Below are 16,714 nucleotides of genomic sequence, written 5' to 3' on the forward strand. Positions count from 1 at the left end.
CTTTTTCCGGAAATTTTGCATCATAGTAAAAGTAGCCCTTGCAACATTTCTTTGCACAAGGTTGCCGCCAGTAAGGTGAAAGCGTGGAGGGAGCGCGGTGATGGACGAAGCCCCAAAAAAGATAGAAGTTAATGAATTAGATGAATTAGATGAAACCTGGGACGGTGACGAAGAATCCTCCGACGACGGCTGGAAGCGGAGCCGCAAAAAAAGAGGTCTGTCTGGTTGGAAGGGTGTGGCGCTTGGCTTAGGGCTAGGCATCGCCCTCACCGCAGGCGGAATGAAACTGCTTTCACAGCCTAAGACTGCGAAGAAGCCAGATGCCACGCAACAGGCAGCACCACCCAGCCAAAGTGTCACCGCAACTGTCGCCCAATCCGCCGTGGTTGCCCGCACTCTGACAACCAGCGGCACAGTAGAAGCCCGCGAACTCATCCCCGTTTTGTCCCAGACAACCGGCTTACAAATCCAGAGAGTTTTGGTGGACGAGGGGCAAACCGTAGAAGCCGGACAGGTAATGGCAGTTCTGGATAATTCCGTCCTACAAGCGCAACTCGATCGGGGGAAGGCACAGTTAGAATCAAGCCAAGCCGCTGTCCGGCAAAGACAAGCTGCCTTAGCGCAAAGCCGCGCCACCCTGGCAGAAGCCCAACGGAACCTCCAGCGTTATCAGCAACTGGCTCAGGCAGGGGCGATTAGTCGTCAAGAGCTAGATGCTCGCGCCACCACTGCCGCAACCGCTAGAGAAGAGGTTCGCCTTGCCCAAGCGAATATCAATAGTGCCGAAGCCGAGGTCAGGAGCAGTGCGGCAAATCTGCAACAACTGCAAACTCAGCTAGGGCAAACCCAGGTTCGCGCTCCGGCTAGCGGCATTGTTACCAGACCAAAAGTAGATGATGAAATTCAGCAAATAGCCCGGATTGGGGATGTCACTTCTGGCAGTAAACCGCTCTTTTCGATCATCCGCAACGGACAACTGGAACTGGAGGCACAACTTCCTGCTATCCAACTGCCGCAAGTAAAAATTGGGGCACCCGCCACGATCACCTCGGATAACGATAGCCGCATTCGCTTGCAGGGGCGAGTCAGAGAAATCGCGCCCCTCGTGAACGCACAAAGGCGGGAAGCAACCGTCACGATCGACCTGCCGCAACCTTCAAGTGGGGAAAGCTTGTCTTTACGACCGGGGATGTTTGCCCGTGCCGCAATTACGACTACTACGACAACTGGGGTAACGGTGCCTGCCAAGGCGATACTCCCTCAGCCGGATGGTAGTGCAATTGTATTCCTGCTATCGGGTGAAGACACGGTTCAAGCTCGGAAGGTAGAACTAGGAGAAGTGGCGAGCGGTGACACCAGGGAGATTAAGAGCGGGTTAAAACCAGGCGATCGCGTCGTCGTCGCGGGTGCCGGATATCTCAAAGAAGGCGACAAAGTTCGAGTCGTCGAGAGTCAATAGCCAATGGCTAATCGCGAAGGATAATCAGCGATTAGCCACGAGCAATCAGCAATCTTTTAATCTTTCAATTCGCCTTTTATGAACATTTCCGGCTGGTCAATTCGCAAACCCGTCCCTACCCTGGTCTTATTTTTGATTTTGACCGTGGTAGGTTGGTTTTCTTTTACAGGTTTGGGCATTGATATCAACCCAAATATCGATCTACCAACGGTTTCGATTACCGTCACCCAGGCAGGGGCGGGACCAGCGGAACTGGAATCTCAGGTGACGAAACCGATTGAAGATGCTGTAGCGGGTCTGGGAAATATAGACCAATTAAATTCAACAGTTAACGACGGCGTCTCTACCACCGTCGTTAATTTTGTATTGGGGACAGATAGCGATCGCGCCACGAATGATGTTCGCAATGCGGTCGCCCAAATTCGCCAAAGTTTACCCGCAGACATCAACGAACCGATCGTGCAACGGCTGGAGTTCTCCGGTGGGCCGATTATGAACTACGCCGTCATTTCTAAGCAAAAATCGGTAGAAGAATTAAGTAATCTGGTTGACGAAACGATTAGCCGCGCCCTGCTGTCGGTGGAGGGAGTCGCTCAAATCAAGCGGGTTGGCGGTGTTGACCGCGAAATTCGCGTCAATCTCGATCCAGATCGTCTGAAAGCTCTAGGCATTACAGCGACTCAAGTCAACGACCAAATCCGCGCCCTCAACGTCAATTTACCCGGCGGACGAGCGGAGTTAGGCGGGAGCGAACAAAGCATTCGTACCTTAGGCAGTGCGCCGAATGTCCAGGCGTTGCAAAACTATGAGATTATCCTTCCGGGCGGGGGTTCGGTGCCCTTATCCGCTTTGGGAGAAATCCGCGATGGCTCTTCTGACCCCCGGCAGGCGGCACTGCTGAATAATCAACCCGTGGTGTCTTTTTCCGTCTTGCGTAGCACTGGCAGCACTCTGGTGACGGTGGAAGAAGGGGTACGCCAGAAAGTAGAAGAACTGCAAAAAACCCTGGGGACGGATGTCCAGCTAAAACTCATCTTTACTCGCGCTGACTTTATCCGCGAATCCTACGATGGCACCATTGATGACTTGATCCAAGCGTCTCTGCTTGCAGTGCTGACGATTCTAATCTTTTTGCGGAACTGGCGTGCCACGTTGATTACTGCCGTGGCACTGCCGTTATCCATGCTGCCTACCTTTGCCGTGCAATATTTGCTGGGTTACACCCTCAACAACATGACTTTGCTGGCATTGGCGCTGGCGGTGGGGAACTTGGTGGATGATGCGGTTGTTGAAATTGAGAATATGGATCGCCACATGGATATGGGCAAAACGCCCTTCCAAGCGGCTTTGGATTCTTCAGCGGAAGTGGGTTTGGCAGTGCTGGCTAGCGCCGCGACGATTATCGCGGTGTTTTTGCCAGTGGCGTTTATGGGTGGGATTCCGGGACAGTTTTTCCAGCCGTTTGGGGTGACGGTTGCTGTCTCGACGATCTTCTCTACTCTGGTGGCGCGGACGATTACCCCGATGATGGGCGCTTATTTGCTCAAACCGAAGAAGACTTCACCCGCCAATCATGCACCCGGAAATGGGAACGGGAACGGTGCTAACAGCCGGAAAAAAAATCGATTTCAACCGTATCGCTTTGTGCTGAAGTGGGCTTTGCGGCATCGCCTGACAACGATGGCGATCGCTCTGGCATTTTTCCTGGGCAGTTTGGCGCTAGTCCCGTTTATTCCTAAAGGTTTATTTGATAACGGTGACATTGGTTTCTCGGAAGTTGCGGTGCAACTCCCTCCCGGTTCGACGCTGGAAGATACTAAAAAAGTTGTACAGCAGACAACTCGGTTAATTCAGCAAAGCCCAGCCGTTGACAGTGTCTTGGCAACGACAGAAGTCAATACTGCCAATCTTTTTGTCAACCTGAAGCCGAAGGAACAACGAGAGGATCTTCCTCAGAAGGAGTTTGAGAAACAAATGCGCCAAGCGTTCTCCCAAGTGCCAGGAGCGCGGATTAGTTTCCAAAGCCAGGGAGCCGGAGGAACGAGCAAGGATTTATCAATTGTCCTCAAAAGTGAAAACCCTGAAGCTTTGAACCTGGCAGCGGATGCTCTGGAAAAGGAGATGAGAGGCGTACCGGGTTTAGTAGAAGCAACCTCTACTGCCAGTTTGGTGAAGCCAGAAATTCTGATTATTCCCGATGCGGCACGAGCTGCGGATTTGGGAGTGACAGTGCAAGCGATCGCGCGTACTGCATCCCTTGCCACCATTGGCGACAATGAAGCGAATCTGGCTAAGTTTAACCTCCCCGATCGGCAAATTCCGATTCGAGTACAGATAAATCCCGACGCGCGGCAGGATATTGACACGCTCAAAAATCTTCAGGTGCCTAGCCAAAACGGCAATCTTGTCCCCTTACTGTCGGTGGCAGATATCCGCTTTGGCAGCGGTCCAGCGCAAATCGATCGGTTTAATCGCGCTCGTCAGGTCTCGGTACAAGCGAACTTACAGGGTCTTGCTCTAGGAGATGCGGTGCAAGCGGTGCAACAGCTACCTGCCCTCAAAAATCTGCCTCCCGGAGTCGTGCAGGAATCCGCTGGGGATGCCGAGATTATGCAGGAGATTTTCGGTCGCTTTGGTTCGGCAATCGGACTGGCAATTATGTGTATCTATGCCATCCTAGTGCTGCTATACAACAATTTCCTCCATCCCCTGACAATCATGGTGGCGTTGCCTCTTTCTTTAGGCGGCGCACTGTTGGGTTTAATGATTGCCCAAGAAGCGTTGGGGTTATATGCGCTAATTGGGATTGTCTTGCTGATGGGGATTGTGACGAAAAACTCCATCCTGCTAGTGGACTATACCTTGATTAACCAGGAGGAAGGCAAGTCGCAATATCAGGCGCTAATCGCCGCTGGGATGGATCGTCTGCGACCGATTTTGATGACTTCTCTAGCTACGATTGCGGGTACGATTCCCCTTGCATTGGGAATTGGTGCGGGGGCTGAAGTCCGCGCTCCGATGGGAATCGCGCTGATGGGCGGCTTCACGACTTCCACGCTGCTAACGCTGGTGGTGGTGCCGGTGCTATTCACCTACGTGGACAACTTGCAGCGCTGGCTTGTGCAACTGCCGAAGCGCGGATTTGGCAGAAAACGGGGGCACAAAAATGGGGAGGTTCGTAAAACAAAATCAGAGGGAAAGCGATCGCTTCCCACTACTCCCAACCCAGAACAAGATAAATTCCCAGTTGGTAAAAAGTAGTAAGAGTGCATTTCACAACTAAAACCCCGTAAGTATCAACCTACGGGGTTTTATTTTATAGAAGCGATCGCGCTGTTGTGTAGTAGATGATAAGGGCAAGGGGTGAGTGCCCTGTGATGCTTGAGGCTAGATTGAGCGAGCGCTATTTAAATGGGGTGATTATCTAGAAGATAAGGCTTACGATGAGGATTCTTCCTATCGAGGCCAAACCTTAACTGCAATATTAGCTAAGTATTCAGCGCGGCATCGAATTGCCTCGGCGTTCCATGTTTCTACATTTTTAAAGTATTGATTGTCTAAAGTTAGAGCGCTTTTCTGGAGGTATTCTAATTTTTTACTAAAGGGTGAGTTAGACATTTCTGAGTTATAAGAAGGAGGAGTCAAAGTCAGATTTCCTAATGTGTGAAGCCAGTTTTTAGATATTTCCTCCGCATTGACTCCTAGCAATGCTTTCCATGCAGGGGTCAATTTCTGAGGCATTATGTGTTCAAGAGTAAGATCCTCTGTTTTCACTTGAAACTTAGTCAACGGTTCTTGCAAGCTTGCTAACAAAAACTTCACCCTGCTGTCCTTTACATTCACAGAGTTTTCAATAATGCTCTTGCGAAACGAATTCTCATCAGGCCAAACTTGACCCTTGTTATTAGTATCGAAACTAGCTAATTCCTCGCGTAATGCAATTACAAAATTACTAGATTTTTTCTCTTCTAATCGCTTGTTGACATCTTTATATAAATTTGTAAAAATTTTGTTCATCAATTGAACAGACAAATCCCCAAACAGCCGACGTACAAAGTAGGACTCTACATAACCCAGAGCTTGTTCAAACTGCTGCAAAGAGAGTGTTTTATTTTCATAGTCTCTATAAAGGTTGAGCAGGAGAGGATGACAATTTCTAAAATTTAATTCTTTTAATCTTTCAAATGCCCGCCGTAACCCAGAATTTTTTTCATTATTTTCAGGAAAAGAAATTCGTATATAATACGTAGCAAGTTGAGCAAATTCTTTGATAACCGACAAAACCTCATGTTCGGATTTTTGATCTAGCCGTGACTTTAGTTCCTGGTAAATCTTATTTTCGCTTGTGGCTACTCCTTCTCTACGTAAGTAACACCAAAAGGCTCTAGTGAGTTCTTTTAAGTATTTTTCCTCTCCTGCATTCTTTTTAAACTCATCTTGTAGGGGCAGCCATATTTTTTTGTAAACTATTTCCTTTTGGTTTTTATCAGTAAGCCGCATAAAAAAGTAGTTACGTATTAAATCCGCCTGAGTTAAGGGTTCTCCTCTGTGATTTAAGCTTTCAAATATAATGTATGGATTGTCTCGGTCATCCAACGTAATGCTGACCAGCGTTATATTCTCCAAAACCACATTTTTTAATTTTGTAATGTCAACAGAGACAGTATCTTCTTCTGAATTGCTATTCTTCATTCGCTCCCAGAAGAACTTATAGGCTTCAGATATTATACTTTTATCTCCATTCATTTGCCCCTCAATAACTTGCTTATAAACCTCTTGATCTGCTTGCGTAGGTAAAATTTTATAGCGGGCTTCACCTTTCTTAAATCTATTAATTAAATACAGTTCATGTAGTTCCGCTGCGGAGTCAGAGTCATGTTTTTTCAAGTGATCCCGCAACGCAGCCAATAGTATAGATAGGGTAGTGAGGCGTTGCTGCCCGTCAATAAGATCAAATGGAGAAACCCCATCAGGAGTCCCAGGTACTGACTGAGTAACAATAGGCCCCAAGAAGTGGTAATCTTCCGCCTCGTTATATACTTCCAGCAGGTCTTCCCAAAGAGCATCCCATTGCTTTTTAGACCATGAATAAGGCCTTTGAAACAGCGGAATTTGGAACTGCTTACTCCCTTCAAGCAAGATACGGACACTGGTTTCCGATGCCTTCACTTCTAAAAACCTCGCTAAATCTCCTCTATCAACGTTAGCGTACTCACAAAGAAACTTATAGGAATTTATTCCCAGTTTCCTATAAAACTCTGCCTGTTCATATTTGCTGGAGCGCGTCTATCAAGTAGTACTTATAGTACTTACTAAAATTAACCAAACCAAAAATTGGTATTGAGAGATCGTTTACTACCTGGTGTTGAGCGATGAAATCCACACCTCAAAAATGCGATCGCATCCCCACACCAAAAATGCGCTCGCGCCTCACTGCGATCGCAATGAGCCAAACTCATCTGGCAGTTCTTCTAGCGTCCATTTCAGTAGACGGCAAAGCGCTTTCATTTCACGGGGGGTGAGCTTTGGTTCATACATACCTGTCTCCCAATTGCTAATTGTTTGGTCAGTCTTACCCAGAGCCAGTGCAATGTCTCTTTGAGTTAAGCCTAATTCCTCTCTCCGCTGCCTTAAAGGAGACTCTCGCTCTTGCTGTCGTTCTTCTGTCATGCTTTCCAAACAAGCTTATCCAAGCAGACTTGACAAAGTAATTACAAGCGTGTTTGGATAAGTAAGAGACTATAAATGAGCAGGTAACTTGAAAAGCTACCATCTAGCTGAATTGCCGTCTGACTTTCTTTGATGCCTGCCCTAACTTTAGTTTCTTACATAACTGTCACGCGATCGCATGATCGCTATCTTTGGCTGGGTTTGTTAGCGACAGCCTTGTAAATATCCATTCAAAACCCATAACTAAGTAACTCGCAGCTATGACTGGGAGAGTTTTATGACGTATTACTCCAAGCTACATCCGTGGTGCATCGTGCGATCGCTTCCGAATATGCGCTCTCTGATTATCGCTCGTTTTCGTCGTCGCAGCGATGCCGAAGCGCAGTTGCAAATCCTCAAAGCGAATACTCCAAACGTTCTCTACTCCATCATTTTCAACACAACCCCAGAAACCAGCGACTCAAGAGTTAAACCTGGAGTGAATTGATTATGACAACCTTGTTTTGCCGGATTCAACCGTCAAAAACATTTCGCCTCACTGTTGCACTGTTGGCGAAATACCTGAAAATACCAGAATCCTTCATTGTGCGATTCGCGTGTTGGCAAAATGTCCTTTTTGTACATCGCACAGATCGCGGCGGACAATTTGTGAGTTATCGTCAATTGCGGCTCTGGTGGGATGCGATCGCGCTTTTATTCCAAACGTGCCACACCCCTACCGCACTCCAACAACTCGGACTTCAGATTAAAGAAGAAAGCCACAAATTCTCCGACTACTACCAAGAGATGATTGAAGACCTCCGCCAACTGTGGACAAAACGCCGAGACTATATCATCAGCTTGCCCAAATCGGAAAGCGCCGCATAAAGTGAGGAAGATAGTACCTTCGGGGAAGCGCGAGAGCGAAGCTTATGTAGCCTTACCGCAAAAGCGCGATCGCTATCCCACACCCAACGGTGTAAACTGCTCCGTGCGACTTCCAGCCAGAGACTTGCGGCGGGAGAAGGCACTGCGGGGTAGCACGCGCAACACTTCCTCAACCGTTGTGATCCCATTTGTCACCTTTTCTGCGGCTGCCATCCCGAAAGAGAAAAATTTGATTTCCCGTAGGTAGCGATTCAGCTGGGTCATCGTGCCGTCATAGATAATTTCGCGCACCGTATCATCGATATCCAGCAACTCAACAATTGCCTCTCGCCCCAGATAACCAGAATTGAAACACTTGGCGCAGCCCTTACCCTTTCGCCAAGTGGTTGAATTTGCCTGAGTTGGTTCTAAACTCAGTACCTGCAAATCCTTCTCCGTCGGCTTATAGGGTGCTGCACAATGAGGACAGACTCGGCGCACCAAGCGCTGAGCCACAATTCCCAAGAGGGCATCACTAATTAAGCCAGGATCTGGGCCAATATCTTTGATTCTGGGAATTGCACCAGGCGCATCGTTCGTGTGCAGCGTGGTAAAAACTAAGTGACCCGTTAGCGCCGCCCGAACTGCGGTTTCTGCGGTTTCGTGGTCGCGGATTTCTCCCACCATGATGATATCCGGGTCTTGGCGCAAAATTGATCTCAAGCCTGCCGCAAAGGTCATCCCCGCTGCTTCATTGACCTGGGTTTGGGTGATGCGGGGCAAAATGTACTCCACCGGATCTTCTACCGTCACCACATTGACGTGTTCCCTGGCGACGGATTGCAGACTGGTGTACAGCGTACTGGTTTTACCGCTCCCTGTCGGGCCGGTGAGGATTATCATCCCTTGGGGCTGTTCCAACCAGGTTTTGTAGGTTTCGAGGGTTGTGGGAGTGAAACCTAAGTTTTGGATTTTAGAAAAGGGGTTTTTGCGCGGGAGTAAGCGAATCACCGCTTTTTCCCCACCCACGCAGGGAAGAGTACTGACGCGCATATCCATTCCCAGTTCTAATTCTTCGCCAGAAGCATATTTCTCCCCAATCCGTCCATCTTGAGGGCGGCGGCTTTCGGCGATATCGATTTCAGACATGACTTTGAGGGCGACGATCACCTTGCGGCTGACATCGACTGGCAGAGTGGTAATGTCCCGCAAGACGCCATCAATGCGATAGCGGACTCTCAAGCCTTCTGGCGCGGGTTCCATGTGGATATCGCTGGCGCGGTTCCGCAATGCCCCAGAAATTAGGGTTTTCAGCCGTCCAATCTGGTCAACTGCTTTGGAGAGGTATAGCTCAGTCGTTTCGCTGATGTTTTCTTGCTCTTGCTCGCCCGTGAGGGGATTCACTAAGGGAGTCGAGGAAATACGTTTGGGGTCGAGGTTTTGGGTGTGATACCAGGTGCGATAGCTCTTGTCCGCAATCGGGATAATTTTGATCTCGGTGAAAGTGCGATCGCTCAGTTCTCTAATCGCCTCTAGAGAAAGAGCCATCGGACTTCCCAGGTAGTAACAGTTTCGCCACAGCAGCAGCGGAACCACCGGAGGCAAAAACTTTCTATCTGGAAATTCCCGAAAAAATCGGTAACTGACTTCCCGATCCAGCAGAGCTAAGTGGAGCGTTCCTTGCTCGTCTACCAGGAGTTTTAGCGCTTCTTCACAGTTAATTTCACGATTTTTCAGCCGTTGCCAAGCGGATGAAGCAGGAGGGGAGGTTTGCATTCTTGTTTCCAGCGAAAAATCAACAGCTGGGGTTGAGACTACACCAGCCTAACTTAGGCGATCGCTCTGTGACATCAGAAGCGTAGGACAAAGTCCGAGGCGAAGCGATCGCGCTTTAATGTGGGGAATGCGATCGCACTTGTAACGTGGGGGATGCGATCGCGTCCCCCAGCCTAAAAAACTATCTGTTGTCAATCAACGACGTACAGCATCACAGAGGTACTTGCCACCTGTTGCACTCCAGCATTGGGTTCTCTTTTTAGCTGCCTCACCGTCAGGAATTGGTGTCAGCGATGCCACAGTGTAGTACCAAACGCCGGAAAAGGTCGGTCCTACGTTATCGAGATCGTCAAGATTGGTAAAGTCCACGCACGTATCTGGAGCTACCTTGCTTTGATTGCGCCATTCCTTTGCTCGGAAGCCATTGACTGCATCACGATACATTCGCACGTACACCGTTTTACCCTGAAGGTTGGAAGCACAAACACGAAGGTTAACTGATTGCTGCGTAATCGTAGCTAAGCTAGAAACACCAGGGTTCTTAAAAGTGGTGTCATTGCTAGTGGTTCTGTTTTGAGACACTATTTTGTCTTTTAAAATTATTTCTCCGCCTGGCTTTTCATCAAAAATCATTGCAATTTCACGTGAAGAGTTAGCAGTGCAATTTCCGTTAAGTTTCTGAATCACAGCAAGGTGCAGATGGTAAGCTCTTCCAAGACCAGTGTTTCCAGATTTTGCTATGACTTGACCTTGCTGCACAGTCTGACCGAATGATACATTGAAACTCTCAAGGTGTAAGTAAATTGAGCAGTAGTTATCGCCATGATCGATTAGTAGATACTTACCACCGTATTGATCCTGTGTAGCACTCCGAACTACACCACCTTTGATAGCCAGTACATCTTCCTTGTACATACCGAAATCAATAGCTCGTCTACCTTGTGCGCGGTTGTGGGTACCAGTTACCTCACGGGACTGACCAGCGCGATAGGGTAGTTTTATGCCTCTGTACTGTCCATTAACTGCTGCTGTTGTTGGCAAGTTTGAGCAAATGCTAAATGAACCGAGGAGCGTGATTGAAGCTGACCCAAGCGTTAAAATTGTGCGTTTGGTAATCATGGTAGTCAAAATCCTAGACTGTTGATTTTGACTATGACAGTACACAAGTACACAAGCTGTGGATGTGTAAGAATACTCACAGAGGGCTGAGTACACAAACTTGTGTACGGTGTTTGTTGCATCCCAAAATCAGTGAATCAGGAAAAATTTGAGCGAGTCTTAGATGGTGTAACGCTTCGGCGCAGACTGGTGTTATTGAAGTTTCTAGCTGGGGAGACTGATAAGTCGATCGCCCAATCTCTAGGCATCGAAGCGTCAACAGCCAGAAAACATATTCAAGAAATCTGCAACGCATTTGGGCTGAAAAACCAGCCTGGTGAGCGTTACTCATTGCGTTCTGAGTTGATTAAGCTGTTTCGTAGGCACAAGCCTGAGTTGGTTAGTCAGGCTACTCTGGAGCTTTCTCCGGAAGTTGAATCGCCAGAAATGGTAAGCGGACAGAATAAAACTGCTACCCTGATTTCTCATGATTATTCGTCACACCCAGATCCGAATTTTATGGGGAGGGAAGATGCGATCTCTCACCTGAACATCCGTGTCAACCAAGGGGCGAAAGTCATCGTCATACAGGCACCTGGCGGCGTGGGTAAAACAACTCTGGCGCAGCAATATCTCAAAAAAACTCAAGGGTTTGATTTGGTGCTGGAACTCCTGATGGCAAAGGAGAAGGAGAACATCACCGCTGTCGAGAGTGTGATTGAAGAATGGCTCAAACAGGACTTTCAGGAGGAACCAGGGCGTGAGTTTGGGGTAACGCTTGGGCGGTTAAAACGTCAACTCCAGACGCGCCGAGTTGGGGTGTTGATTGATAACTTGGAACCTGCACTCGATAAACAAGGTAAGTTTATTGAACCCCATCGCCGCTATGTGGAACTGTTGCGAGTTTTAGCTGACTCAACAGTGCAGTCAGTGACGCTAATTACTAGCCGCGAACCGCTGGGTGAATGCGTAGATGTAGCAAGCTATTCCTTGCCTAGATTGAATGAACAGGCATGGCAAGAGTTTTTTAGCAGTCGCAACATTGATACAGATGATACGGCTCTGCGGGAAATGCACAAAGCTTATGACGGCAATGCCCTAGCGATGAAAGTTCTGTGCGATCCAATTCACACAGATGGGGGTATGGCAGCCTATTGGCGAGAACATAAAGTCGAAGCTGATTTATTAGTGGAATTAGCTGTAGAAAACCTAATTAAGGATCAGTTCAACCGTCTTGAAGAAATTTACCCTGAAGCCTATCGACTCCTCTGCCGTTTGGGATGCTATCGCTATCAGGATGTGCCGACTATCCCGACTGAGGGACTGTTGTGTGTACTGTGGGATGTCCCAGAAGTACAGCGTAGACGCATCATTGAATCGTTGCGAAATCGGTGTTTAATAGAGTGCCAAAAGGGAAAATACTTGCTGCATCCAGTAATTCGGGCAGAGGCGATCGCACGATTGAGAAAAAGTGAAGATTGGGAGATAGCGAACTGCAAAGCAGCAGAGTTTTGGACGGAGAGTGTTAAAACAGTTGAAACTATAGAAGATGCACTAAAAGCTTTTGAGGCTTATTATCACTATCTAGAGATTCAAGACTTTGAGCAAGCTGCTACTGTATTTATCAAGAGAATAAATAATAGATGGAATTATAATCAGTTTCTTGGTCGTTCCCTTTATATGCTAGGACTTTCGCAGAAGCTAACTTTAGTAATACCAATACTCAATAATATTAAAAATTCAAAAGTTTTGGGAAAAATCTATGAATTGCTTGGAGATAGATACTGGATAGAAGGTGAAACAAAAAGAGCAATAAATTATTATATTAATTCCCAGGATTTTGCCATAAAAGCTCAAGACAAAAAGCTGGAATTAATAGCTTTGCTAAATTTAGGTTTATGTAAAATAGGCTTGTGGGAAATTGAAGAAGCATCCAGTTATTTTGCAGATGTTGAAATACAATGTAATCAATATAGTATTTATGAAGAATTAGTATGGTCTTGGTTTTGTCTAGCTTTCGTAAAATCATGTCTTGCTTTAAAACAAGAGGCATATGAGTGGGCTGATAAGGTGGACAATGAAATAACAAAGGGTAGTACCTTATGGAATCATTGCGACACATGGGTTACAGGATATAGTCACTTATTTTTAGGCTCAACATATAACAATTTAGGAGATATGAGAAAATCTTTTGAAATGTACACAAAAACCCTCCATTTTGCAGATGAAAGCGATTACCCTCAATTGCGGGCTAAAGCTCTAAATGGTTTAGCAGAAATTTACCGAGAACAGGAAGATTTTGATACAGCACTTTTAAACCATTTGGAATCAATAGAGCTGCTGGAAAAAATAGGCGCTAAATGCGATCTTGCTGAGGCTTACTATCAACTTGCCTTGACTTATCAAAAGATGGGTAAAAACGAGAAGAGTCAGGCAAATTTTGATGAGGCAATTCGACTGTTTGATAAAATGAAAGCACCAAAGCAAGTCGAGAAAGTGCGACGGGCGATAGCAAGTTATGAGTAGGAAAGGGTCAATTTATACTTAAAAATAAAGGAAGATAAACTAATATGATAAGTTCAAGCATTGAATCAACCGAGGCTAAAGTTAGTGAATGTCCCCAGATTTCTCTAGAGGAATGGATGCAAACTCCCCCTAATAATACAGAGTGGGTGAATGGGGAATTGGTGGAGAAAAACGGAGTGACACTCAAGCATAGCCGGATTCAAGGTAATGTGTACTTTTACTGGAGAAGTTACAAAGACTCCAGCGGACAAGGGGGAGAAGTTTATACAGAGGTTCCTTGTCGCACTAATCAGCAGGGACGTTCTTCTGATGTTGCTTATTTAACACCAGAACTAATTAACCAGTTTGGAGAACCTGCTGTATTTCCCAGGAGTTTCCCGCTAATTGCTGAGATTGTTTCGCCTACGGATATTGCTGAAGATGTAATTGCTAAATCTCACGAATATTTACAATCTGGTGCTGAGGAAGTTTGGCTAGTTTTTCCTGATAATCTTTGGATTATTGTAGTTACTCAAAATCAACGACTTGTATTTATTTCTGGAGAGGTTGCTAGCACTCAAGTTGTGCTACAAGGGTTCAGCGTGGCAGTTGATGAATTATTGGGGTGAGGTGTGGATTATTTAATTTTTAAAAGTCAAAAAGTAAAAAGGGTGGGCACTGCCCACCCTTTTTAGAAGGTTGAATTAGAGAGTTAAAGATTGGGCATTAGTTTCAATCAATTTTGCCAAATCTTGCAGGAAAGCAGCGGCATCGGCACCGTAGATAATTCGGTGGTCGGCGGTAAGATTGACCTGCATCTGTCGGCGCACTCCCATCATCCCGTCTTCCGTGGCGACAACTTGAGGACGCGACGCGCCAATTGCCAAGATAGCACCTGTTCCTGGCGGCAAGATAGCATCAAACTTGTCTACCCCATACATCCCCAAATTCGAGAGGGTAAAGGTGCCAGAACTGTATTCTGCGGGTTGCAGTTGCTTGCTTCTGGAGCGTTCGACTAAATCTTTCCAAGTGCGAGATAGAGAGTAAATATCCTGCTGGTCGGCATTTTGCAGAACTGGCGTAATTAAGCCGCCGCCATCCATTGCTACGGCTACGGCAACGTTAATCGCACTGTGATACTGAATTCCCTGGTCTGAGAAGCTGGCATTCACCAAAGGATGTTTTTGCAAGGTTACGGCTACTGCTTTGGCAAGTAGCCCGGTCATGGTGACACCTTTGGATTTAATCTGCTTGTAGAGCTTATCTAGATTATCCGTCGTGATGGTGTAACCGACGCGGAAGGTAGGCACTTGCAGACTGGCTACCATATTCCGCACCACGGCGTTTTGCAGCGTGTTGAGGGGGACGACACTACCGGGAACGGCAACGGCGGGTACGGGAGCTGCGGCGGCGGGTTTAACGGCGGGTGCAGGTGACGCGGGTGCGACGGGTGCTACTGGAGGGGGAGCCACGGGCGTCATTGTCGGTGTAGCAGTTGTACCGACGGGTTGTTTACCCTTATTCGCCAATGCTTCCACATCTTCTGCGACAATCCGACCGTGGGGACCACTGCCTTGCAAGGTACTCAAATCGACGCCCAGCTCTTTGGCTAACTTCCGGGCACGGGGGGAGACAATGCTGCGTCCATTGCGACGGGCGGCGGCTGGTGTCGTTTCTACAGGGACTGGGGCTGCGGTGGCTGGGGCTGCGGTAGGTTGGGCAGGAGCGGGAGCGGATTCGTTTACCGATGGCGTTGCGGGGGCAGAACCAGGAGCCTGTTGCTTGGCTGTTTCGATTTCGGCTTCGGTTTCGGCGACGAGCGCGATCGCAGCCCCGACCGGAGCTGCTTCACCGGCAGGTACGATAATGGTGGCGAGATATCCTTCGTAGAAGGACTCCACGTCCATATCAGCTTTGTCCGACTCGACAACCACCACGGTTTCGCCTTTTTCCACTTTGTCGCCGGGAGATTTGACCCAGGAGACAATTTTGCCTTCGGTCATGGTGGAACTAAGGGCGGGCATGAAAACTTCGTGAATCATGGGGTGTCTTCCGAATCGACAGTCTATATAAACAAGATTAAAGCCAGATTGAATTGTATCTTGACCGATGGTCATTACAACTATCCGACTCTACAACAGTCTATTGAGTTTGTATCCTTCAACGCCGAATTCTCCGGACGTTGGTGCTGCTGAATAGAATTGGATAGAGAAAACTAATTCAAACTCTCTATTATAACGATGTCTGGCAAGTTTAAATCCCTCGTGGTGTTAGTCGGTATGGCACTGGGCTTGAGTGCTTGCAGCATCAGCAACAGCACTCAATCAACTCCCACGCCTGCCAGCAGTCCAAGTGTTGAGCCATCCTCCCAACAGGTAAGCCAAAATGCACCTGTAGCAGAAGCTGAGCGAACAAAGTATAAACCGATACCGCTACAAGAGATTAAGTCTGCTAACTCTTTGAAAGGGACTGACCCGAAAGCGATCGCAATTGCTCACTTCGGCCAAACTGAATCCGAGGGGGGAACGCGGGAAGTTACGCTTGAGTATCCGCAACAAAATCTAGCGGTTGTAACGATTACCCAAACCGGCGTTGCAGATGATTCTGTCGGTGCTATCAGGCATCGCGTTGAATTCGTGCCGACCTCCCCATCAGCTCAAACACCCAAGGAATGGAAATTGGCATGGGCTGGTTCCCAAGTCAAGTGTCATGTGGGGCGAGGTCATCAAGATTGGTCAACTCAAAATTGTCAGTAGATGCCCCAATATCGACGAATGGCGAATGGCAATCTCCGAATTACCCATTCGCCATTCGCCATTAACCATTCGCATTAAATTTCCCCGCGAATTTCTTCTACAATTCCATCGCGCAGGAGAATTTCTACCTGCATTTTTTGAATCAGATTATCTCCCGGCTCTACTTTAAAGAAGCCTTCAATCTGACCGTGATTCACTTCGTCGTTGAGTTCTATCAGCTGCACTTGTTGCAACTGTTGCAGAAGTTGATTTTTCTGCTCAAGCAGTTCGCTTTTCTTTTGATTAACCTGGATTTGGATATTGTCAATTTGTTGCATCACTTGAGGGCCAGGGGGTTGCAGATTCTGCTTTTGAATTTCTGAGATTGCCCGCTGTCCTTGCATTTCAAGCTGTTGCAACTGAGAGTCAAGCTGGTTAATTTGCGCCTGGAGTTGTTGCTGTGCTTCCTCTTTCCAACGAGGAGTAACAACGGCCTTGATTGTAACGGGTCGCTTCAGCAGCAGGTGTGATTGAGAAACATCCATATCCGTTTTGCTTGGAAAAATTAAAGAGTAAAGGTTTGTAGGAAAGGCGCTCAGGGTGAGAGCTAAAGGATGAAGGCGGT

General features: G+C 47.5%; 14 protein-coding genes. 7 read left to right on the top strand and 7 right to left on the bottom strand.

From position 1 onward, the window contains the following. Positions 1-100 precede the first annotated feature (100 nt). A complete protein-coding gene (locus NDI33_RS07105) occupies positions 101-1,459 on the top strand; it encodes an efflux RND transporter periplasmic adaptor subunit (RefSeq protein WP_190677161.1) in 1,359 nt (452 codons plus the stop codon). Between the two features lie 78 nt (positions 1,460-1,537). After that, entirely contained in the window at positions 1,538-4,720 is a 3,183-nt protein-coding gene (locus NDI33_RS07110; RefSeq protein WP_190677163.1) for an efflux RND transporter permease subunit, read from the top strand. Between the two features lie 195 nt (positions 4,721-4,915). On the opposite strand, the gene NDI33_RS07115 is transcribed toward NDI33_RS07110, so the two are convergent. Together NDI33_RS07115 and NDI33_RS07120 are read right to left on the bottom strand one after the other, a co-directional pair. Next, positions 4,916-6,628 carry a DUF262 domain-containing protein gene (locus NDI33_RS07115; RefSeq protein ID WP_190677165.1) on the bottom strand — a complete coding sequence of 571 codons (1,713 nt, stop codon included), beginning with the start codon at positions 6,626-6,628 and terminating at the stop codon, positions 4,916-4,918. A gap of 261 nt (positions 6,629-6,889) precedes the next feature. Then, positions 6,890-7,129: a helix-turn-helix transcriptional regulator gene (locus tag NDI33_RS07120; RefSeq protein ID WP_190414591.1), complete on the bottom strand. Its 240-nt coding sequence runs from the start codon at positions 7,127-7,129 to the stop codon at positions 6,890-6,892. Positions 7,130-7,406: 277 nt separating this feature from the next. On the opposite strand from NDI33_RS07120, the gene NDI33_RS07125 reads away from it, so the two are divergent. Together NDI33_RS07125 and NDI33_RS07130 are read left to right on the top strand one after the other, a co-directional pair. Continuing rightward, positions 7,407-7,616 carry a hypothetical protein gene (locus tag NDI33_RS07125; protein WP_190527702.1) on the top strand — a complete coding sequence of 70 codons (210 nt, stop codon included), beginning with the start codon at positions 7,407-7,409 and terminating at the stop codon, positions 7,614-7,616. 2 nt (positions 7,617-7,618) lie between these two features. Beyond that, positions 7,619-7,996: a hypothetical protein gene (locus tag NDI33_RS07130; RefSeq protein WP_190677167.1), complete on the top strand. Its 378-nt coding sequence runs from the start codon at positions 7,619-7,621 to the stop codon at positions 7,994-7,996. A 72-nt stretch (positions 7,997-8,068) separates the two neighbouring features. Here the strand turns inward: NDI33_RS07130 and NDI33_RS07135 are convergent, their stop codons facing one another. From NDI33_RS07135 to NDI33_RS07145, 3 genes are read right to left on the bottom strand one after another with little or no spacing between them, the layout of a single operon-like run. Beyond that, the gene (locus NDI33_RS07135; RefSeq protein WP_190677169.1) at positions 8,069-9,751 is read right to left on the bottom strand and encodes a GspE/PulE family protein; all 1,683 of its coding nucleotides are present in this window, start codon (positions 9,749-9,751) and stop codon (positions 8,069-8,071) included. A 48-nt stretch (positions 9,752-9,799) separates the two neighbouring features. Beyond that, a complete protein-coding gene (locus NDI33_RS07140; RefSeq protein ID WP_190677171.1) occupies positions 9,800-9,946 on the bottom strand; it encodes a hypothetical protein in 147 nt (48 codons plus the stop codon). Further along, entirely contained in the window at positions 9,947-10,870 is a 924-nt protein-coding gene (locus NDI33_RS07145; protein WP_190677173.1) for a M23 family metallopeptidase, read from the bottom strand. It lies immediately after the preceding gene. 132 nt (positions 10,871-11,002) lie between these two features. Here NDI33_RS07145 and NDI33_RS07150 point away from each other — a divergent pair, with 132 nt between their 5' ends. Together NDI33_RS07150 and NDI33_RS07155 are read left to right on the top strand one after the other, a co-directional pair. Next, positions 11,003-13,375 carry an NB-ARC domain-containing protein gene (locus tag NDI33_RS07150; RefSeq protein ID WP_347275927.1) on the top strand — a complete coding sequence of 791 codons (2,373 nt, stop codon included), beginning with the start codon at positions 11,003-11,005 and terminating at the stop codon, positions 13,373-13,375. A 44-nt stretch (positions 13,376-13,419) separates the two neighbouring features. Further along, positions 13,420-13,983, top strand: coding sequence for a Uma2 family endonuclease (locus tag NDI33_RS07155; protein ID WP_190677175.1), 564 nt, complete (start codon positions 13,420-13,422; stop codon positions 13,981-13,983). Between the two features lie 75 nt (positions 13,984-14,058). On the opposite strand, the gene NDI33_RS07160 is transcribed toward NDI33_RS07155, so the two are convergent. Then, positions 14,059-15,396, bottom strand: coding sequence for a dihydrolipoamide acetyltransferase family protein (locus NDI33_RS07160; RefSeq protein WP_190536076.1), 1,338 nt, complete (start codon positions 15,394-15,396; stop codon positions 14,059-14,061). Positions 15,397-15,594: 198 nt separating this feature from the next. Between NDI33_RS07160 and NDI33_RS07165 the strand changes: the two genes are divergently transcribed. Next, entirely contained in the window at positions 15,595-16,110 is a 516-nt protein-coding gene (locus tag NDI33_RS07165) for a hypothetical protein (protein ID WP_190424989.1), read from the top strand. A 74-nt stretch (positions 16,111-16,184) separates the two neighbouring features. Here NDI33_RS07165 and NDI33_RS07170 read toward each other — a convergent pair whose 3' ends face one another. Further along, on the bottom strand, positions 16,185-16,634 hold the full coding sequence (locus NDI33_RS07170; RefSeq protein WP_190414598.1) for a YlqD family protein: 450 nt from the start codon (positions 16,632-16,634) through the stop codon (positions 16,185-16,187). Positions 16,635-16,714: the final 80 nt, after the last annotated feature.

The organism is Trichocoleus sp. DQ-A1 (genome assembly GCF_039961955.1).
Lineage (GTDB): Bacteria > Cyanobacteriota > Cyanobacteriia > Cyanobacteriales > FACHB-T130 > FACHB-T130.